Annotated in this window: 18 protein-coding genes and 1 pseudogene; 12 read left to right on the forward strand and 7 right to left on the reverse strand. The window is 51.4% G+C overall.

Annotated elements, in window-relative coordinates:
• The first annotated feature begins 89 nt into the window (after positions 1 to 89).
• Positions 90 to 995 (forward strand): LysR family transcriptional regulator, encoded by a 906-nt coding sequence (locus U738_RS14170; protein ID WP_035581618.1) that lies wholly within the window; start codon positions 90 to 92, stop codon positions 993 to 995.
• A gap of 35 nt (positions 996 to 1,030) precedes the next feature.
• Here the strand turns inward: U738_RS14170 and U738_RS14175 are convergent, their stop codons facing one another.
• From U738_RS14175 to U738_RS14185, 3 genes are all read right to left on the reverse strand, one after another.
• The gene (locus U738_RS14175) at positions 1,031 to 1,846 is read right to left on the reverse strand and encodes a DODA-type extradiol aromatic ring-opening family dioxygenase (RefSeq protein ID WP_035581621.1); all 816 of its coding nucleotides are present in this window, start codon (positions 1,844 to 1,846) and stop codon (positions 1,031 to 1,033) included.
• Positions 1,847 to 1,921: 75 nt separating this feature from the next.
• Positions 1,922 to 2,869 carry a glutathione S-transferase family protein gene (locus tag U738_RS14180; RefSeq protein WP_081899109.1) on the reverse strand — a complete coding sequence of 316 codons (948 nt, stop codon included), beginning with the start codon at positions 2,867 to 2,869 and terminating at the stop codon, positions 1,922 to 1,924.
• A gap of 63 nt (positions 2,870 to 2,932) precedes the next feature.
• A complete protein-coding gene (locus tag U738_RS14185; protein WP_035581626.1) occupies positions 2,933 to 3,391 on the reverse strand; it encodes a DoxX family protein in 459 nt (152 codons plus the stop codon).
• Between the two features lie 158 nt (positions 3,392 to 3,549).
• Here U738_RS14185 and U738_RS14190 point away from each other — a divergent pair, with 158 nt between their 5' ends.
• The 3 genes and pseudogenes from U738_RS14190 to U738_RS14200 form a co-directional block, all read left to right on the forward strand.
• Positions 3,550 to 4,467, forward strand: coding sequence for a LysR family transcriptional regulator (locus U738_RS14190; protein ID WP_035581629.1), 918 nt, complete (start codon positions 3,550 to 3,552; stop codon positions 4,465 to 4,467).
• Positions 4,468 to 4,538: 71 nt separating this feature from the next.
• Positions 4,539 to 5,459: a LysR family transcriptional regulator gene (locus U738_RS14195; RefSeq protein WP_035581631.1), complete on the forward strand. Its 921-nt coding sequence runs from the start codon at positions 4,539 to 4,541 to the stop codon at positions 5,457 to 5,459.
• Between the two features lie 125 nt (positions 5,460 to 5,584).
• Positions 5,585 to 5,785, forward strand: a pseudogene (locus U738_RS14200) (tautomerase family protein); the annotation flags it as partial.
• 110 nt (positions 5,786 to 5,895) lie between these two features.
• On the opposite strand, the gene U738_RS14205 reads toward U738_RS14200, so the two are convergent.
• Positions 5,896 to 6,786 (reverse strand): LysR family transcriptional regulator, encoded by an 891-nt coding sequence (locus U738_RS14205; RefSeq protein WP_035581636.1) that lies wholly within the window; start codon positions 6,784 to 6,786, stop codon positions 5,896 to 5,898.
• 190 nt (positions 6,787 to 6,976) lie between these two features.
• Here U738_RS14205 and U738_RS14210 point away from each other — a divergent pair, with 190 nt between their 5' ends.
• From U738_RS14210 to U738_RS14220, 3 genes are read left to right on the forward strand one after another with little or no spacing between them, the layout of a single operon-like run.
• The gene (locus tag U738_RS14210; RefSeq protein ID WP_035581639.1) at positions 6,977 to 7,189 is read left to right on the forward strand and encodes a DUF3311 domain-containing protein; all 213 of its coding nucleotides are present in this window, start codon (positions 6,977 to 6,979) and stop codon (positions 7,187 to 7,189) included.
• Positions 7,182 to 8,639, forward strand: a complete 1,458-nt coding sequence (locus U738_RS14215; RefSeq protein WP_035581642.1) for a sodium:solute symporter family protein — start codon at positions 7,182 to 7,184, stop codon at positions 8,637 to 8,639. Before U738_RS14210 ends, U738_RS14215 begins: the two co-directional genes overlap by 8 nt.
• A gap of 16 nt (positions 8,640 to 8,655) precedes the next feature.
• A complete protein-coding gene (locus U738_RS14220) occupies positions 8,656 to 9,957 on the forward strand; it encodes an amidohydrolase (protein WP_035581646.1) in 1,302 nt (433 codons plus the stop codon).
• Positions 9,958 to 10,031: 74 nt separating this feature from the next.
• Here the strand turns inward: U738_RS14220 and U738_RS14225 are convergent, their stop codons facing one another.
• The 3 genes from U738_RS14225 to U738_RS14235 form a co-directional block, all read right to left on the reverse strand.
• Positions 10,032 to 10,433: a nuclear transport factor 2 family protein gene (locus tag U738_RS14225; RefSeq protein WP_035581648.1), complete on the reverse strand. Its 402-nt coding sequence runs from the start codon at positions 10,431 to 10,433 to the stop codon at positions 10,032 to 10,034.
• Positions 10,434 to 10,472: 39 nt separating this feature from the next.
• On the reverse strand, positions 10,473 to 11,294 hold the full coding sequence (locus U738_RS14230; RefSeq protein WP_035565041.1) for a 3-keto-5-aminohexanoate cleavage protein: 822 nt from the start codon (positions 11,292 to 11,294) through the stop codon (positions 10,473 to 10,475).
• 113 nt (positions 11,295 to 11,407) lie between these two features.
• Entirely contained in the window at positions 11,408 to 12,910 is a 1,503-nt protein-coding gene (locus U738_RS14235) for an SLC13 family permease (RefSeq protein ID WP_200882490.1), read from the reverse strand.
• 963 nt (positions 12,911 to 13,873) lie between these two features.
• Here U738_RS14235 and U738_RS14240 point away from each other — a divergent pair.
• The 5 genes from U738_RS14240 (at position 13,874) to U738_RS14260 (ending at position 18,846) form a co-directional block, all read left to right on the forward strand.
• Positions 13,874 to 14,956 (forward strand): TRAP transporter substrate-binding protein, encoded by a 1,083-nt coding sequence (locus U738_RS14240; protein WP_051912780.1) that lies wholly within the window; start codon positions 13,874 to 13,876, stop codon positions 14,954 to 14,956.
• 2 nt (positions 14,957 to 14,958) lie between these two features.
• Complete coding sequence (locus U738_RS14245) at positions 14,959 to 15,585, forward strand: TRAP transporter small permease subunit (protein ID WP_035581651.1); 627 nt, start codon at positions 14,959 to 14,961, stop codon at positions 15,583 to 15,585.
• Positions 15,578 to 16,936, forward strand: a complete 1,359-nt coding sequence (locus tag U738_RS14250) for a TRAP transporter large permease (protein WP_035581654.1) — start codon at positions 15,578 to 15,580, stop codon at positions 16,934 to 16,936. Before U738_RS14245 ends, U738_RS14250 begins: the two co-directional genes overlap by 8 nt.
• A 54-nt stretch (positions 16,937 to 16,990) precedes the next feature.
• Complete coding sequence (locus tag U738_RS14255) at positions 16,991 to 17,614, forward strand: isochorismatase family protein (protein ID WP_035581656.1); 624 nt, start codon at positions 16,991 to 16,993, stop codon at positions 17,612 to 17,614.
• 254 nt (positions 17,615 to 17,868) lie between these two features.
• Complete coding sequence (locus U738_RS14260; protein ID WP_035581659.1) at positions 17,869 to 18,846, forward strand: helix-turn-helix domain-containing protein; 978 nt, start codon at positions 17,869 to 17,871, stop codon at positions 18,844 to 18,846.
• Positions 18,847 to 19,174: the final 328 nt, after the last annotated feature.

Raw genomic sequence — 19,174 nt, forward strand, 5'->3', positions numbered from 1 at the left:
GGCGCTAATAACAATATGAATCAATCAGTTAAAAACCTCTCCGATTGCCGCATTCAACTATTGTTGGATACGTGGCGAGGCGCGAGGTGATGGAGAAACTTGCCAATATTGACCTTAATCTGCTGGTCGTCTTTGACTTGTTGTATCAAGAGCAAAATACGCAGCGGGTCGCTCTGCGCTTGGGTATCACCCAACCGGCGGTGAGCCATGCACTGAAACGGTTACGACACTTGCTGGGGGACGAACTTTTCGAGCGCACGTCACAAGGGCTGCAACCTACGCCCCGTGCCAGCCGACTTCACCCCGGCATTGCGGATGCGTTGGCGCGAATGAACGACACGCTGAACCTATGTGACAATTTCAACCCCGCTATGAGTGATCGCACCTTTCATATCAACATGACCGATATCGGTGAAATAGTATTCCTTCCGCGCCTGCTACAGCACCTCTCTCAACATGCACCAGGCGTCTCACTCAACACCTTGCGCAGCCACCATAACGACCTGAAACACGAGATGGAGGAGGGAGAGATTGACCTGGCGGTTGGCCTGATCCCACAACTTGGGGCAGGTTTTTACCAGCAACGACTGTTTGTACAGCGCTACGTTTGCCTGATGCGCGAAGATCACCCGCTTGCTGAGGGGAATTTTAGTATTGAGGATTTTTGCGCAGCACATCACGCGGTGGTGGTTGCCCGGGGCACCGGGCACGGCATTATCGAAGAGCAGCTTGCGCACGCTGGGGTTGTGCGCCCAGTTCGATTAACACTTCCACATTTCGCAGCCGTTCCCTATATCGTCAGCAGTAGCGACTTAGTGGTGACGGTTACCAGCAAGCTGGCTGAGGCGACACGAGCGCGATTTGGACTAGCCGTTCGTGAGCACCCGCTGGCATTCCCCGAGATTCCGATTAATCTTTTCTGGCACCGCCGCTTTCATCAAGACCCTGGAAATCGCTGGTTAAGAGGGCTTATGTTTGAGATGTTCTCAGAGTAATAAATCACTCTCTCAGCGACTCCCCTCTGCACGTTTTACTTGGCACTCTTCCGTGACCAATAGAACATGCCGGCGGCCTTGTTCAATATGGTGGCTGATAACTGTTGATCACTCGGCCTGCCCGCTAACCCATAACAGACATGTAGGGGCAGAAGGTGCTCTTCCCTTGGATGACAGAAGCGTGCATGGGGGGCCTTATCCCAGTTAGCCAAGCGACGTGTACGCTCTGCTTCATCGATGTCCTTGCTGGAGCACGTCGTCACTAGCCAGTCTTCAAATGCCTTATTTTTCGCTTGGCTGTCTGGCGTGATAGGGCTAAAGAATTCCCGCATGTTGTGGAATGAAAAACCCGAACCAATCACCAGCAGGTTCTCGCGCTCCAGAGATTTGAGCGCTTGGCCGATGGCAAGGTGCGTATCAGCGTCAAGGTTATTAACCAACGAAAGCTGTACACAGGGAATGTCAGCCTCTGGGTACATGATTTTGAGCGGGACAAACACGCCATGGTCAAAGCCCCGCTGGGCATCTTGCTGGGCGGGGATACCGGCGTTTTCAAGTGCCCGACTCACCTGGTGTGCCAACTCAGGCTCACCCTGACAAGGGTACTGAATTCGGTACGCTTCGGGCGGAAAACCCGCATAGTCGTAGATCAGTTCCGGGGCGGCTCCTGACGTGATCGTGGGGACAGACGCTTCCCAGTGGGCGCTGATAATTAAAATAGCCGACGGTTTACTGATGACGTTGGCGATCCCTTTCAGCGACTCGACCATCTCCTGATGATCTGGGTCGCCCAATAGCGGCAGAGGCCCGCCGCCGTGGGAGAGGAATAAAATATCTGGTGAGGTGTTCATCATCGTTTCCTCGTGGTTACTGAAGACTTATGGGTAACAAAACGCGGCCATCGCCCTATTCATTAATTTTTAAAATCAAATGATGGCAGGCCCTACCGGCACAATACCGCTGGGGTTCAGCGCTTTGATGGAGTAATACCCGGCTTTAATGTGTTCGATATTGACCGTCTCGGCGATACCATTAATCGCATGGATGCGTTGCATGTAAGCGTGCAAATAAGGCATGGCTTGAAGTGTATTTCGATTGCATTTGAATAGCCCGTGGTAGGCCGCATCAAACCTGATCAAGGTCACGAACAGCCGCACATCGGTTTCCGTTAGCCGTTCGCCGAACAGATAAGAGCGTCCATCAGATAAGCGCGTTTCAAGTTCATCCAAGGTGAGAAATACCTTGTCATACGCCTCTTCGTACGCCTGCTGAGATGATGCAAACCCTGATTGGTAGACACCGTTGTTGAGGTTTTGATAGATAACTTCGTTCAACGCATCGATGTCGTCGGCTAACTCTGCCGGGTATAGATTCGGCCCTTGCTGGCCAAACGCGTCGAACGCAGTGTTGAACATGCGAAGAATATCGGCTGACTCATTGCTGACAATGGTGCGTGTTTTCTTGTCCCACAAAACAGGGACGGTGGCTCGACCGGTATAGGTCGGGTCGGCTTGAGAATACAACTCATGCAGATAACGAGCACCGTTAAGGCTATCTTCACCGGTACCGGGATAGTCGCCAAACTGCCAGCCATTATCGGATAACCGGGGATTAACGACCGTCACGCTGATCAGATCCGTCAGCCCCTTCAACTGGCGGGCCATAAGCGTGCGGGAAGCCCAGGGGCAGATATAAGCAACGTAGAGATGGTAGCGGTCTTTTTCTGCTTTGAAGCCACCCTTGCCTGCAATGCCCGGCGAGCCATCCGGCGTGATCCAGTGGCGAAACGACGATAATTGGCGAATAAACCGCCCCTCTTCGTCTTTGGCCTGTACAGGGTGCCAGTTTTCCTGCCATGTTCCGTTAACCAACATAGTAATCTCCTTCCGTCAGAACAAGCCCCGTCAATAGTGGCGGGGCGACCGGTATGCTGAGGGTTATTTTCGACCCGGAAAGAACTGTGCCTGCAGCAGGCTATCGATTGACAAGCGCCCTGCGCCTTGAATCGCTAACGCGGTGGTAATAGCAAAAAGAGCAAGTGCGTACTCATAGCCATCGTTAGTCAGAAACAGGCCATTACCCAAATGGACGCTGAAAATGGCGACTAGCATAGTGAAGGCTGAGACAATCGCCGCGGGACGCGTTAGAAGCCCGAGGAATAAAGCGATCCCTCCCAAAAACTCGGCGCTGCCTGCCAGTAATGCCATCGTATAGCCGGGTTCAAGCCCGATACTGGCCATCCATTGCCCGGTGCCTTCCAAGCCGTAGCCTCCGAACCAGCCAAATAATTTCTGTGCACCGTGTGCCGCCAATATCAGGCCGACCGGTAGCCTCAAAGCCAGGGCCGCATAGCCGCCAGTAGACTTAAGTAAGGTATGTGCGAATTGGTTTTTCATGAGTGGTTCCTCGAATAGCGAATGGGTTTATTCAACAAGCTTTGCGTTACTGATGAACGCACTTTACTCTCGCCATGAAGGAACAATAAGGCCGGATATGTTGCATGATTAACAACATAGCGTTGATAATCAGCTTTTCACTCAGGTAGGGCAAACGAATGGATCGACTTGACGCCATGCGGGCTTTCGTCAATGTGGTTAGCGAAGGAACCTTCACTCAGGCGGCTGAACGACTTGAGATGTCGCCTCAACTCGTCAGTAAGTATGTGTCTCAGCTGGAAGAACGCCTCGGAGTGCGCCTATTGAACCGCACAACCCGAAAAGTGCATCTCACAGAAGCGGGCATTCGTTACGTTGAGCATGCCCAGCAGGTGCTTGACGACATCGACGATATGGACAGTCAGCTCAATGACTTACAAGAAGGCGCACGAGGTCGTTTGCGGATCAGCGCGCCTGTTTCCTTTGCAACACTGCACTTAGCACCACTGCTGGCTGACTTCCAGCAGGCACATCCGGCCGTCAGCATTGACTTACAATTGAACGATAGAAAGGTGGATATCGTAGAGGAAGGATTTGATATTGCCTTACGCATTGGTCATTTGAAGAGCTCTTCCTTGATCGCGAAATTTATCGCCCCCGTGCGACTGGTAATATGCGCCTCGCCTGACTATTTAGCCCGCTATGGCACCCCTACAAGCCCCAGTGAACTTAAGCAACATCGATATCTGCGTTACAGCTATATGGAGCATGATATGGGATCGCCCGCCACAGAGTGGCTCCCCACTACGGGGCGGCATCAAGAGGGAGACTTAATCAGTAACAATGGCGATGTGTTGATCAAAGCCGCTATTCAGGGGGCTGGTATTGCCATTCAGCCGACTTTTATTTCCGGCGAGGCGATTGGCGAGGGCAGCCTAAATGTGATCCTTCCTGAGTGCGAGCCAGCGCCTTTAGGTCTTTATGCCGTTTATGCGCACCGCAAATTATTGGCGAGTAAGGTAAGGTGTTTTATCGACTTTTTAGACGGATATTTCGGTGATCCCCCGTACTGGGATGACTTTGAATTTGGCGAATAACGATTGTTTATCAGCTATCGCTTTTAAGTAAGGTGCATTGCCGTCCGCTTAGCTAAACAGGATCACTGACCATGAGCAGTCCGGTTTTTTCCGACAATCCACGTGCCATTGTCTATTTTGTCGCTGTTGCCAAAGCGGGAAGCTTTACCGCTGCAGCCAATGAGCTGGGCATTTCTAAATCAGCGCTAGGAAAAAGTGTTTCTAAGCTGGAACAACACTTAGCCACCAAATTACTTTACAGGACCACGCGTAAATTGAGTCTCACAACAGAAGGTGAGGCCTATTTTGCCAGCTGCCAAAGCGCGCTCGACACACTGCATGCTGCAGAAACGTCGCTACGCTCAAAGTTGAGTGAACCGTCCGGCACAGTTCGAATTGATATGCCCGCCGCCTTTGGTCGGTCTGTGATGATGCCAATTTTGTTAGGCATGACCGAGCGTTATCCGCACCTGAAGCTTACCCTCACCTTCAATGATCGCATCATTGACCCGCTGGATGCCGGATTTGATCTCGCCATCCGCTATGGTGCCTTGAAGGACAGCGCCGACCTGGTCGCCAAGAAGCTCAATGACCAGCACCTCGTGCTTTGTGCATCGCCTAGCTACCTTGAACGCTATGGATGCCCACAGAGTTTACAGGCGCTCAGTCAACACCGCTGCCTGATGGCCTGGCGCGGTGGGTCACCGTTGAGCTGGCGAGTCAAAGACGATAATGGGCAGGAAGTAAGGTTTAATCCCTCACCTTTTCATCAAATAAGTGATGGCGACGCGATGATGGATGCCTGCATGGCAGGTGCGGGAATCGTTCAGTTTCCAGAGGCATTGCTGCGGCCGTTTATCGCTCAGGGAAAGCTGGTGACGATCCTCCCGGCGCATGCTCCCCCGCCCACCGAGTTGAATATTATTTGGCCACGCTCATATCAACGTCTGCCTAGCGTTCGCTTTATTATCAATGAACTGGTTTCATTGGCAGATAAGAATGTTTTCGGCTGATTGTAGAATTTATTGCTACTCTGAAGCAGTTTGTAGCATGTTTATCACCCCTTAGGGCAGGGCTAAACTGCTTCCTTGAGCAGCAAGCTCAATGAAGCACACCGTTCACAACCCCAAGAGGATTCAACATGCCAGTCGTAAATATTCAGATGTTTGATGGCCGTGACGAAGCCAAACCTGCTATTGCTAAAGCCGTCACCGATGCGATTGCTCAGCATGGCAACATCGACCCGCAATACGTATATGTCATTTTCAATGACGTAAAAATGGAAAACTGGGCCATTTCCGGCGAGATTTTTGCTGAAACGCTCAAAAAATCGAGCTAGTACGGGTCTTTCCCTTGGATTAGCGCCACTAGCACTAGTGACAGAATTGACTCAAGCCGTTGCATTGAAACCGCAGCGGCTTGCTTTTATTTCAGTCTGAGTTGCTAATTTTACTCAAATATCTCCATTGCCATTTGAATAAAATTATTGAGCACAGGAGATACATTGCCTGCTCGCCACGCTAGCCATAGCGGCATATCACAGGTAGTTAACTCCTCCAGTTCAATAAAACGGATACCGGGCATGGGATGGCTACGACTGGCGGCCGGTACAATGGATATCCCCAGCCCAGCGGCCACCATACTAAGAATGGTGATGTTATCAGCGCCATACTGCACAACGCGGGGTTCAAAGTGTAGTCGAGAAAAATGCGCGACCATTCGATCATAATAGACGGGCGAGATCCCACGATATCCCCATACAAACTCTGTCTCAGCAAGCTCATCCAGGCGTGTCGGTGGCGATTGTGCCCAATATGAGTTAGCGGGCACGGCGAGTATCAGATGGTCACGCTGCAAAAGGTGGGCTTCAATGCCTGAAGGCGTATGGTCATCATGATAAATAATACCTGCATCGAGTCCCCCCTGGTTCAGCTTCTCCAACTGCGGGCCGGAAAGTAATGTAAAGACATCCAATGCCACATGTGGATAAAGACCACGATAGCCACCCATGAGTTTGGCCACTTCCGGCACCCACAAATGCGTCACAGTCACACCTAGGCTGAGCTTGCCGGTTTGGCCACGGCCCATCGCCAGCAGGCGCGCCTTGATATCTGCACGGTCATCAATCAGCCGGGTAGCTTCGCTAAAAAGCGTTCGCCCTGCCAAGGTCAAGCGAATACCGCGAGCATGACGATCCAGAAGCTGTGTACCCACATCGTCTTCTAGCAGCCGCATCTGTCGTGTTAATGCCGGTTGAGCCACATGCACTTTTCGGCTGGCGGCAGAAATAGATCCTGTCTCCACCACCGCTATAAAATATTCCAGCTGGCGAAATTCCATTAGCGTGATATCACCTCACATACGCTCGTGAACTCACATTCAGGGGCAGAACAACATTACCACCATACTGGCTAGCCATGCCTATAGGATATGGCTAGCATCTAAAATCTATATTTTTGGTATCTCTATCCTTGTTTCATAGTGAATGAACAATCCATAACAAGACTCGCCAAGGCGAGCAGGAAACATTATGAACAAGACCTATCACCTACTAACCGGGCTGCACTTTGCTGTGTGCACCCTAGCAATGATCTGGCCCGGCGCCCTGATTGCCAATCGTATCGAACCCACCGTCCTCGGACTGCCTTTTCTATTTTTCTGGTACATCCTCTGGATGCTGATTCTATTTGTCGGTATGTGGATAGCCTATGTGGTTCGCCACGGGGGTGGTCGCCATGAATGATTCGATCATTGTCGTCGGCATCACCCTGACCTATCTCGCTCTGGTGCTGTGGGTGGGACTCCGCGCTCGCGGCCAGAAAAATTCAAGCCTAGAGGGCTATGTAGCAGGTGGGCGCCATGTTGGCGTGGTGATTTTGTTCTTCATCCTCGGCGCCGAAATATTTTCCGCCTTTGCCTTCCTGGGAGCGCCGGGCTGGAGCTACCAGCATGGTGCACCAGCCTTCTATATTCTCGCTTACCTGTCGCTGATACCCATCACCATTTGGGCCATGGGGCCGCGAGTGGCCAAGCTAGGTCGAGAGCGAGGCTATCTCACCCAAGGCGACATGATTGCCGATCACTACCAAAGCAAAACGCTGGGTATACTGGCCGGAGTAATCGGCGTGCTAGCGCTGGTGCCTTACCTCACGATTCAGATTGCCGGTGCCGGTCTGCTCTTTCAGGCGGCAACTGATGGCCTGATTCCCTTCTGGCTGGGAGCATTGCTCGCCTTCCTGGTGGTCGCCGCCTACGTCTTCTGTAGTGGTCTGAACGGCATCGGGTGGACCAACCTACTCCAAGGGATCATGATGATAGTCATCGCTTGGTTCCTGGGCCTCTCCATCTCTGAGCGCCTGTACGGCGGCGTGGGAGAAATGTTCAGCCAGATCCAGTTAACCATGCCTAAATACCTGACCATGCCTGGGGCCACCGGTATGAATTGGGGCTATTTCAGTACTGCGGTGCTGGTAAGTGCTTTCGGCGGTGCCATGTGGCCGCACCTGTTTATGAAGTTCTATTCGGCGGACAGCGGTAAGACGCTGCGCAAGGTTAGCGTCTTTTACCCACTCTACGCCTACCTGCTGGTGCCGCTACTGTTCATCGGCTTTGCTGGCATATTGACCTTTTCCGATTCTCCCTTAGAACGCTCCGATACAGTGCTCCTACGCATGGTGATGGACGTAGCCAACTTCTCGCCCTGGGTGATTGGCTTGATGCTTTCTGGCGCACTTGCCGCCGCCATGTCTACAGGCGCTAATCTAGCCCATACCGCTGCCGTAGTGTTGGTGCGTGATGTGGTTGGCCCCACCATGATGAAAGGGGCAAGCGAGAAGGCGGTCATCAGCGCAACACGCTGGAGCGTGCTCGGCTTGTCGTTGATCGCCTACCTGTTTGCGCTGGCCAACCCCTCGTCGCTGGTACTACTCCTGCTCGGCGCCTATGGATTAATTGTCCAACTCTTCCCGATGGTAATTGGCGCTCTCTTTATGCCACACCTACGCCGCGCTAGCGTCATGGCGGGCGCCCTATTCGGCAGCCTGGCCTACTTGCTGATGGAGTTCGCCTGGAGTTCACCACTTGGCTGGCACGCTGGCATCTGGGCGATGCTGCTCAACGTGGGCGTTGTGACGGCCTGGCAGTGGCTCGTTAAGCCCATGTTTACTAAAAAAACACCCACCCACAGCCAGTAATCGCCTGGAGAACTCTATGAACATCCAAATTGATAGTTTGAATTTAAAGAGTGGCATCGCCACTCAGGTAGAGGCGGCGTTCGAAGTTGTCCAGTCACTCTACCGTCAATTGCATCAGACCCCCGAGCTGCCTTTTCAGGAGCACAAGACTAGCGCTCGCCTTGCCGACACTTTGGAACGTTACGGCTATGAGGTAAACAGGAACATCGGCGGCACTGGCGTGGTAGCACTGCTGCGCAACGGCGAGGGTCCCACGGTTATGCTGCGCGGTGACATGGATGCACTACCCATCAAGGAAGAAACAGGCCTAGAATTTGCCAGCAGTGAAACCGCCGTGGCTGAAAATGGCGAAACGGTGCCACTGATGCATGCCTGCGGTCATGACCTACATAGCAGCTGTATTGTTGGCGCCGCTGCGGTTATGGCGGGACTGAAAGAGCAATGGTCCGGCACATTGATGCTGATTTGCCAGCCTGCCGAGGAAATTTTTGGCGGTGCTAAAGCGATGCTTGATGACGACCTTTATGGGCGTTTTCCACGCCCCGATATTATTTTAGGCCAACATAATATGCCCGCCCTAGCGGGCACTATTGGCCACCGCGCCAACAGCACCATGGCCGCCTGCACTAATCTTGCGGTGACTATTCACGGCGCAGGAGGCCATGGCTCCATGCCAGCCCAAACAGTAGATCCGGTGGTGATTGCCGCACACGTGGTCACCCGTCTGCAGAGTATCGTTTCCCGGGAAGTGCCACCGGAAGAAACCGTGGTGGTCACCGTAGGAAAGCTTCACGCGGGTACCCAGGCCAATATCATCCCCCACTCCGCCGAGCTTGAGATTAATATCCGTAGCTTTGATGATGCACTGCATCGCCAAGTCGTGACGTCTATTGAGCGAATCATCCGCGCAGAATGCGAAGCGGGCCGTTCGCCCAAACTGCCGGAATTCCGAGTACTCAACGAGACTATCGCCCTGCACAACGACCCGATGGCGGTAGAGCATGTTCGCCAAGCTCACGCTGAGCATTTTGGTGGCGCCAACCTTTTCGCCATGCCACGCCTTAACGCCAGCGAGGATTTCCCGCTGTTCGGAAATGCCGAAGCAGGCGGTTTTAGCGGCGAAGATATTCCTTACGTCTACTGGTTTATTGGAGCCACCCCTGCCACGCGCTGGGAGGAAACCTTAGGGACGAGCGTGTCGCAGAAAATGCGCCATCTTGAGATGCCGCACTCGCCCTACTATTTCCCAGGAAACGACGTGACTCTACGCACTGGCATCGAAGCCATGGCAGTAGGGGCTCTGGCATATCTAACCTAAAGTCGCCACAAACCAAAACGGCAGTGTTATTACCACTGCCGTTTTCCCGCATTGATTCACTTATTGTGTTGCACCTAGGGCTTAGCCCACGCCGCTCGGGTGCTGTGGGCCGCAGTTTTGTTGGTGATTTGCCAGCTGCCCTTTGCTTTTATTAACGCAATGACATCCACCCAGGAATCCTCAAGGTTCTCACTGTTGTCGAAACCAAGCAGCACCGAGGCCACCTCTCCAGCCTGAGTTACGGCGATAAACCGGCTTTTCACCGGGCGGTAGCTGGCTGCCCAACGCTCAAAACGCTCACTCACTCGCCCAGCGGCAAGTAGCCCGTCAGCGTCCAGTGCAAAAATCCACGCATCCTGATGAAATGCTTGGTTAAGCTTTTCCATACCGCCTTGAAAGCCATCGACATATAGCTGCACTACACGCTTAATCTCGTCAATCTCAGGCGCATCACCCACGACAGTGATATCCGTCATTACTTATCTCCTGCTTATTAATTGTTGGTTTTATTTATTTTATAAGCCAAGTATTTCACGCGCCTGTTGCCAAGTAGCCACAGGGCGCTGGTACTTTTCGCACAACGCTACCGTGCGCTCGACCAGTGCCGCGTTGGATGGTGCCAATGTATCGCTGTCCAGGCGCACGTTATCCTCAAGCCCCGTCCGAGTGTGACCACCTGCAGCAATTGACCACTCATTAAGCAGGTATTGATTGGCGCCGATGCCAGCGCCACACCACTGCGCATCAGGCGCTAAACGCTTGAGCGTCTCAATATAAAAATCAAAAGTCGGCTTGTCCGCTGGCATAGCGTTTTTAACCCCCATCACAAACTGCACGTAGAGCGGCGTCTTTAGCTTGCCTTGCTTGGAAAGGCTCACCGCTTGGTGGATATGTGACAAATCAAACGCTTCGATTTCAGGTTTTACATCGTACTTGAGCATCTCATCAGCCAGCCACTCCACCAGTTGCGGCGGATTCTCGTAAACGCGGTTGGGGAAGTTGTTGGAACCCACCGAGAGGCTGGCCATATCGGGTTTCAGCGGCAGCATCCCGCCCCGGGCTTCTCCTGCACCCGAGCGCCCTCCGGTAGAGAGCTGAATAATCATGCCAGGACAGTGCTTCTTAAGCCCTTCCATTAGGCGACCAAACTTCTCCGGATCGGATGAAGGCGTTTGGTCATCGTTGCGCACATGACAGTGGGCAATAGTGGCTCCCGCCTCGAACGCCGCCTGGGTACTTTCAATCTGCTCTTCAACCGTAATCGGCACGGCAGGATTGTTCTCTTTACGCGGCAGGCTGCCGGTTATGGCGACACAAATAATACAGGGCTGAGACATGGAAACCTCTCCTTGTTCTTATTGCGAACATAAATTTGTATTGCGAACAAAATAGAACGAATACTTATCAGCGTCAAATCGAAATCGCTGTCAGTGACGTTTGTAGACCCAATTTAGAAAGAGACATCAAATACCAGAGGTACAATGGTGTAGAGCGCGACCATAATCACCAGTAAGCCGATAACGTTGAGCCAGATACCTGCACGAATCATTCTCTTGATGGGAAGATCTCCCGTTGCAAAAGCCACAGCATTAGAAGGTGTCGCCACCGGCAACATAAAGGCGCAACTCACGGCAAAGGTAACCACGATGGTCATCAAGAAAGGTTCAATACCCAGCCCCACGGCAATAGAACCCATAATGGGGAAGAAGGCAGCCGCCGTCGCCGTGTTGCTGGTTAGCTCGGTCAATAGGATAATGACGATAGCAGTGATGGCTAGGATCAAAATTGGCGGTAGACCTGACAGTCCCGAAACACTCTCGCCAACCCAGGCACTCAAACCAGTGGCGGTAAACTGAGCTGAAAGTGTTAAGCCACCACCAAATAGAATTAGTACCCCCCAAGGCACATCACGCGTGGCCGACCACTCTAGCAACGCCCCTTTTCCTTTAGAAGCAGGAATTACAAACATTAGAATTGCCGCGAGAATCGCCACGCTGGTGTCGTTGATGTTGGAGAGCCAAGGCAGCGCATTCTGCACAAATGGAATTTGCGCGATTAATGGCAAAAATACCCAGCAGAACACTGCCCCAGCAAAGACCATCAATACACGTGATTCTTCAGGCGATAGTCGGCCCATACCCTTGAGTTCTGTCTCTATCATCGCTCGTCCTCCCTGAATATTCTCAACTTCCGAGCGGAACACCTGCTTGTTCAGGACTAGCCAAGCCAGCATCAGCATAGTGAATGAGAAAGGCACACCTACCAGCATCCAGTGACCAAAGCCGATGCTAAGCCCGTGAGTGTCTTCCATGTAGGCGCGCATTAGCGCCATCGGTGGCTGACCGATCAGCGTAGCCATAGAGCCGATGGTGATGGCATAGGCAATGCCCAGCAGCACGGCTGCTGAAAACTTAGGCGTATCATCACCATTGCCTAGCGACTTCACTAACGCAATGATCGAGCCACCGATTGGCACCATAATCACTGCGGTTGCTGTATTGCTCACCCACATGGTGATGAACCAGCTTGCGAACATCAGACCGAAGACAATTTGAGCGGGTTTAGTACCCACGGTGAGCACCGTCAGTAACGCGAAGCGACGATGTAAATTCCAGCGCTGCGTTGCCAAGCCCAGCAGTACGCCACCCAATACTAGAAAGACAATGCTGTGAGCATAGGGCGAGGCGGTCGCTCCGACCGAGGCAATATCGAAAAAAGGGAACAGTACAAGCGGCAACAGCGATGTGACAGGAATGGGAATCGCCTCTGTCATCCACCAGGTGGCCATCAGCATAGCAATGCCTGCTACAAGACGAGCGTTGAAGGCTAGCGTTTCGGGTAAAAGGAAGAAAACACCCAAGCCAATGACAATGCCCATGACGAGCGAGATTGGTTTGAAAGCAGAAGCTTCAGCGTAGGGCGTTTGTTCAACGGCCACGGTGGTTTGCGACATGATCATTTTACCCGCAGAGCAATAACAGTGCAGGTGAGTGTTACTGCTCGGGTTCACTGATTCCAATACTTATCGGGTTGTTACCTATACCCAACCGATCAATGAGTCAAGACTGCAAAAATACCTATATAACGATAAAAAACAGAAATTTAGCCGTTATTTAATTGTCACACTCGTTGGTGAGGCACATTTTCAAAACGCAGGCTTACGGGGAATCCAACTTTTTTCACATTGGGTAATGTGCGACCAATAAATGACACTGTAGATGTCGTTATCTTTCGATGGCCGGTCGCCGGGAACTTGGAAGTACATTAACGAGTATGGGGTGGTAAGAAACACGAACCGAAAACTGACAATAGCACCGTGTTTGTCAACGGAAACCAGACGAAGTAACTAGTCACACAGCATCCGCAAACCTTGGGCACACCAGATCGGAGATAAGACGCGGAGTATTCTAGAGACGTTGTGAGTGCAATAGCATGATTTAAACCGTACACCCCCAAAGTTGGACTAATGGTAATACCGCATGACTGTTGATGACAGAACAATCCAAGATGGCTAGATTCCCAACACATCTAACCTCTCCGCCCTCGCGCGAAAACAGCTGCAAATAAAAGCTACTATATAACAGCACAGGATTTAATCGAAAAAACCTATGAGCCCCCTTGGATCAGAAGAATGAACCGTCCTTGAATTTGTATTACAGTGAAAAATAAATCTTTAGTATAAAGGACTAAAGTATTATTTTATAAGTTCATTACACGATAATTTTTCATTCAAAGCACAGAGATCGTGATTTTATCCGTCTAAAAGGAAGCTTTTCATGTAAGAGCATTCTAAATACTAAATAAGACAAACCTTTAAGGCATGCCTTTAAACCTATTAAGTATTTGCTCTAAGTTGCAGCGGTTGTGACCCTTTCAAGGCTAACAAACATACTCAAACATAAAATAAGGCTATGAGATGACTACAAAGACCCTTGGACACTTATCAACAACCACACGCATCATCCCACTAGCAGCCGCTATAGCGGCGGCAGCAGTAGGTACTGCACACGCCAGCGAAAGGCTAGATGTCGCGAGCGCCTACTCTACTCAGAACCTGTTTGGCCAGAGCGCCAAGAACATCTCTGAAAGAATCAAAATGATGTCGTCAGGTGAGTTTGAGTTCGCCGTCCATGATCCGGGCGAACTCGTACCTCCGTTTGAGATCTTCAACTCTGTCTCGTCTGGTGCCATCCCCGCCGGCTGGACCAGCATCGCCTATCTTTCCGGCAACTTGCCCATTGCCAATCTCTATGGCGCTCTACCCTTTAGCCCACCCGCAGAGGCAGTGTTCTCCTGGACGTCTGCTGGCGAGGGAAGCGAGCTGTTACAGAAGGCGCTGGATCCCTACAACGTCAAGTTCCTGGCTTGCTCATACCTGCCCCAGGAGCCAGGCGGCTGGTTCAACAAGGAAATCAACAGCACCGATGACCTGAACGGTCTGTCGATGCGAATTTCCGGGTTGGGCGCACAGGTTCTGAACAAATTCGGCGCTTCAACACAATTGATTCCCGGGAACGAAGTCTACCTCTCGCTTGAACGTGGTCGGGTTGATGCCGCCGAGTTCTCGATTCCCCAAGTTGATAATGCGATGGGCTTGGACGAGATTGCCGAGTATTACTATTTCCCCGGCTGGCAGCAAGGGGCGGGCTGGCTTGCACTGCTCATCAACCAGGACGTCTGGGCCGGCTACAGCGACGCACAGCGTGAACAGATCAGCACCGCTTGTCAGGCCAATATTCAGCAAGAAGCTGATGAGGTGATCCCAGCCCAGGTCGAGACACTGCGCGAACTAGAAGAGAGTGGCGTCAAGATCCGCCGATTCCCTGATGAGGTTCTCACTGCCCTACACGATGGTTGGGATGACGTGCGCAACGAACTGATGGCCGAGAGCCCCGAGTTCGCCGAAGCGTACACCTCACTAATGGAGCATGCCGAAAAGATGCAGCAGTGGCATGACCTCCAGACTCTTCCTGTTAAATCAGATGTCCAAGGGGACTGACTATGACTACTGCCCCTCTCGCCCCTTGGCGTGAGCGTGGCGCTGCGGTCTCTGCCGCCCTGGCCCGACCCTTGGTCGGGCTGGGGCTGTTGGTAGGTCGCGTCACCAGCTGGCTGGTATTGCTAGTGATGGCGGCTGTCCTGTTGACCGTACTGCTCAACGCTACTGGCATCAACGAGATTGCTCGCTGGAACGACACGGTGCTCCTTTTCGGCAATGCCCTGACCATCAACAGCATCACCGAACTTCAATGGCATCTTTTCGGTGTCTTGACACTGCTCGGAGGCACCTACGCCCTACATCATGATACTCATGTGCGCGTCGATCTGATTTATCAACGGTTATCGCCCAGTCATCGCGCCACGGTGGATGTGATCGGTCACTTGGTGATGCTGATTCCCTTCTGTCTGCTGGTCGCCTGGCTTTCCAAGCACTTCGTAACGATGTCCTTCATGACAGGGGAGAAATCGAACTACGGGGGACTCACGGATCGCTATCTGATCAAGGCCATGCTACCCATCTCTCTGGTTTTCTTGGCCTTGGGTGCACTTGGTCAAGTTTTCGAAAAGCTTTCCATCATCCTTGACCCGCGAAAAGCGGAGACAGATCACGAGGTCAACAATGGCTGAATTCATCAGCGAATACTATCTGGCGATGTTGATGGTGGTATCGCTGCTTGCCGGTATATTCACCGGCTATCCTGTAGCGTTCTTGTTAGGCGGAATCGGCATTATTTTCGCCTTCGTCGGTGGTATTCCCGTTCCCTTCCTGGCTACGGTGGGATCACGTATCTACGGTGGTGTGGTCGAGAACTGGTTGATGATCGCCATCCCGCTCTTCGTGTTTATGGGCCTAATGCTTGAGAGTTCCGGCGTGGCGAGGCGATTGCTACTAACCTTGCAGCGTGTATTCGGGCGGACGCCCGGTGGACTTGCCATTTCTGTAGCTATTCTGGGCGTAGTGATGGCTGCCAGTACGGGCATTATTGGTGCGTCAGTGGTTATGCTAGGCCTTCTAGCGTTACCCGTGATGATGCGGCAAGGTTATCACCCGGAGATGGCCTGTGGAGTGATAGCGGCTTCCGGTACGCTTGGGATTCTCATCCCACCTTCCATTATGCTGGTTCTCATGGGCTCGATACTTCAAGTATCGGTAGGAGACTTGTTCAAAGCCGCACTAATTCCCGGGCTGTTGCTCGGCGCCCTCTATGTTGCTTACCTATTGATCATCGCTCGTATCAAGCCCCATTGGGCGCCGCTGCCGGACCTCGACGCCACTGACACCGACACATCTCCTCTCATGTTAGCCTTGGCGCGGGACCTGTTTGGCCCATGCGTGTTGATCTTCGCCGTACTGGGTTCAATCATGGCAGGGATAGCTACACCGACGGAGGCGGCGGCAATCGGCGCACTGGGCAGTGTGATCCTTGCGCTGCTGATGCGCAGTATTAGTTGGAACACACTTAGTAAAACCGTACAGGAGACCGCCCGCACATCGGCGATGATTCTGTTCGTCGTGATCGGTGCTACCAGTTTTTCTGTCGTCTTCAAGCGGTTGGGTGGTGATTACATGATCGAGGCCTTGATCACTGGTACGGGGCTTGGGCCCTATGGTTTGCTACTGCTGATCATGGGCTTGATCTTTGTGCTTGGTTTCTTTCTGGAATGGATTGAGATCAGCTTCGTGGTTCTTCCCCTAGTAGCTCCGGTGGTAGAAATACTGGATTTCGGGTTGGGACTAAGCAGTCAAGCCATTCTGATTTGGTTTGCCATTTTGGTCGCCATAAACCTACAAACGAGTTTTCTCACACCGCCCTTTGGCTATGCGCTGTTCTACCTTAAGGGAATTACGGAAGGTAAGATCGGAATCGGCACTATTTATCGTTCGATCATCCCGTTCGTACTTCTTCAGATCACTGGGTTGGCTCTGTGCATATTCTTCCCTGCAATAGCGCTCTGGTTACCTGGTTTGTTGCCATGACTCCTTCGACACTATTTCCTATTTAGCCCATAGACATTTAAGAAGGAATGAGTAATGAAATTTGAACTAAACAACCCCACAAAAACTGCTCTTCTTGTTATCGACATGGAAAATGATTTTGTTAAGCCAGGTGCACCGATGTGTGTACCCATGGCTACTAAAGCTGTACCGAATATCAAGAAACTGATAGATGTCTGCAGGAAAAAGGGCGCCACGGTAATTTACACAACTCATGTGCACGGAAAAGATCGTGGCGACATGGGGCTGATGTCAGGTTTCTGGCCGCCTATCGACAGCCAAGAAGCTCTTGTTGATAACACACCGGGTACAGAAATATATTCAGACATCGCTCCCCAAGAAGGAGAGCTTGTCATCAAAAAGCACCGCTACAGTGCTTTTTACAACACGGACCTTGAGACTCAGCTTAGAAATAGGGGAATTGATACGCTTATTATTACTGGCACTGTTACTAATATGTGCTGTGAATCGACTGCTCGAGATGCTCAGTTTAGAGATTACAAAACCATTTTTGTTTCGGACGCTACTGGCACTATGGATCATCCTGACCTGGGTGCCGGTGCTATGAGTGCCGAAGATGTCCAAAAGGCGACACTAACAAGCCTTTCATTCTGTGTTGCTGAGATTGCATCGGCTGATGAAGTCATAGAAAGACTTTGAAGCAAACAATATATTGCTGTTCATGAATTAAAAAAAGGGGATGAAGGCAGAAGCCAAAAAACCAGTTTCAACAAGGTCCTCCCTATTACTATTATTGCTGCTGCCCCTGCACTGACGCTCCGGGGGGGTCATCAACGCTTAGAGCGCTTAATATTCTTGAATACCGTATAGCCGCCAGCAACTGCTGCAATGGGCCAGCCTAAAGCTAAGGATGTACTTTTTAATAGCCACCTCACACAAAATGAGTGCGCACCATGAGACATTTTTCCAGCGTTAGCACAGAGCATTTCAGCCATACTAAACGCCTTAAAGAATGGCAAGATGTCATGAGTATTCATCTGGGGAAAACCCCGGAACGCATCCGGCGATTGGAAAGTACTTCGGTTTCACCACTATACAAAGAACCATTCAAGGGACGACTTGAATACGGCGCGCTTGGTGAGTTGCAATTCTGCAGAATGGTTTGCAGCCCTCACCGATTTTCTCGACGCATTAATAAAACCGCATATCGGGATGCTCACCCTGGGTTGCTGGTTTTACAAATGGGCGGAGTGAGCCAGGTTGAACAAAGTGGTAAAAGCTCTACCTTCACTCCCGGAGACCTCCTCTTTCTAGACTGTGGCCGACATTTCACTGTTACAAGTACCAAAAACTGTGAGTATTTAATGCTTCTTTGTGGCAATCTTGGCACGCCTGCCACCATCCCAAAAGATTTACGCATAAATAATCGGAATGGACTAGGCCGAATGCTCCATAATTTTATTGTCGACGCCTATACACAGTACCCTCTCCTGAACGATGCCACATCCTGTTCGCTAGGCAAAAGTATTATTTCCTTGCTCCAGAACACGGTTGAAAACAAGAACAAGGAAGAAGAGCTTGAGCATAACCCGCGCTTATTTAAGAAAAACTGGATAAAAGATTTCGTTGATAGGAACCTTTCTAGCCATGAATTAACCGTAGAGCGAATAGCCCAGATTGCGCAGTGCTCTACACGAACCCTTCATCGCGCATTTGAAGATGAAAGTGAGTGTAGTTTAAGTGAGTATATCTGGCAGCGCCGCTTAACCCGCTGTGCAGAAGACCTTCGAGACCCAAATAGCATAGGGCGCACGATTAGTGATGTAGCACATAAATGGGGTTTTACCTGTAGTGCACACTTTAGCAGATCATTTAAAGCTTCTTATGGCGTTTCACCGCGAGTCTTTCGCGATTCAGCCAGGGCCGGCTGATATTTCAAAACTTAATTTTACTTAACAATATTAACGAAAAGCTATTAAGCAAACCCACTCATCTCTATCGGCTACCCATTGCTATGAGCCGAGCTACTTTCGAAGCCCTCCTCGCTCAACACAGGCTAACCATCGTATTCTCGGACAATATGTTGTTTGACAGTTGGCAGAGCTCCAGGCCCACCCCTCTTGCTTTCAATAATCACCTTCAAAAATGCCTCCCCGTATCTTGCAAAGGGGGGGCCATGAGCTTGAACTTTAAGTAACTCGCATACGCTACGACTCATGAAATGTCGTAATGGCACAGCTGTTCAAATATGTCGCTTTC

Origin of the sequence: Halomonas sp. TG39a (assembly GCF_000744395.1) — a bacterium.
GTDB lineage: Bacteria > Pseudomonadota > Gammaproteobacteria > Pseudomonadales > Halomonadaceae > Vreelandella > Vreelandella ventosae_B.

Excerpts from the sequence above, each read along its gene's own strand:
- U738_RS14170 (WP_035581618.1), top strand. The coding sequence starts at position 90 with ATGGAGAAACTTGCCAATATTGACCTTAATCTGCTGGTCGTCTTTGAC.
- U738_RS14175 (WP_035581621.1), bottom strand. The coding sequence starts at position 1,846 with ATGAACACCTCACCAGATATTTTATTCCTCTCCCACGGCGGCGGGCCT.
- U738_RS14180 (WP_081899109.1), bottom strand. The coding sequence starts at position 2,869 with ATGTTGGTTAACGGAACATGGCAGGAAAACTGGCACCCTGTACAGGCC.
- U738_RS14185 (WP_035581626.1), bottom strand. The coding sequence starts at position 3,391 with ATGAAAAACCAATTCGCACATACCTTACTTAAGTCTACTGGCGGCTAT.
- U738_RS14190 (WP_035581629.1), top strand. The coding sequence starts at position 3,550 with ATGGATCGACTTGACGCCATGCGGGCTTTCGTCAATGTGGTTAGCGAA.
- U738_RS14195 (WP_035581631.1), top strand. The coding sequence starts at position 4,539 with ATGAGCAGTCCGGTTTTTTCCGACAATCCACGTGCCATTGTCTATTTT.
- U738_RS14205 (WP_035581636.1), bottom strand. The coding sequence starts at position 6,786 with ATGGAATTTCGCCAGCTGGAATATTTTATAGCGGTGGTGGAGACAGGA.
- U738_RS14210 (WP_035581639.1), top strand. The coding sequence starts at position 6,977 with ATGAACAAGACCTATCACCTACTAACCGGGCTGCACTTTGCTGTGTGC.
- U738_RS14215 (WP_035581642.1), top strand. The coding sequence starts at position 7,182 with ATGAATGATTCGATCATTGTCGTCGGCATCACCCTGACCTATCTCGCT.
- U738_RS14220 (WP_035581646.1), top strand. The coding sequence starts at position 8,656 with ATGAACATCCAAATTGATAGTTTGAATTTAAAGAGTGGCATCGCCACT.
- U738_RS14225 (WP_035581648.1), bottom strand. The coding sequence starts at position 10,433 with ATGACGGATATCACTGTCGTGGGTGATGCGCCTGAGATTGACGAGATT.
- U738_RS14230 (WP_035565041.1), bottom strand. The coding sequence starts at position 11,294 with ATGTCTCAGCCCTGTATTATTTGTGTCGCCATAACCGGCAGCCTGCCG.
- U738_RS14235 (WP_200882490.1), bottom strand. The coding sequence starts at position 12,910 with ATGTCGCAAACCACCGTGGCCGTTGAACAAACGCCCTACGCTGAAGCT.
- U738_RS14240 (WP_051912780.1), top strand. The coding sequence starts at position 13,874 with ATGACTACAAAGACCCTTGGACACTTATCAACAACCACACGCATCATC.
- U738_RS14245 (WP_035581651.1), top strand. The coding sequence starts at position 14,959 with ATGACTACTGCCCCTCTCGCCCCTTGGCGTGAGCGTGGCGCTGCGGTC.
- U738_RS14250 (WP_035581654.1), top strand. The coding sequence starts at position 15,578 with ATGGCTGAATTCATCAGCGAATACTATCTGGCGATGTTGATGGTGGTA.
- U738_RS14255 (WP_035581656.1), top strand. The coding sequence starts at position 16,991 with ATGAAATTTGAACTAAACAACCCCACAAAAACTGCTCTTCTTGTTATC.
- U738_RS14260 (WP_035581659.1), top strand. The coding sequence starts at position 17,869 with ATGAGACATTTTTCCAGCGTTAGCACAGAGCATTTCAGCCATACTAAA.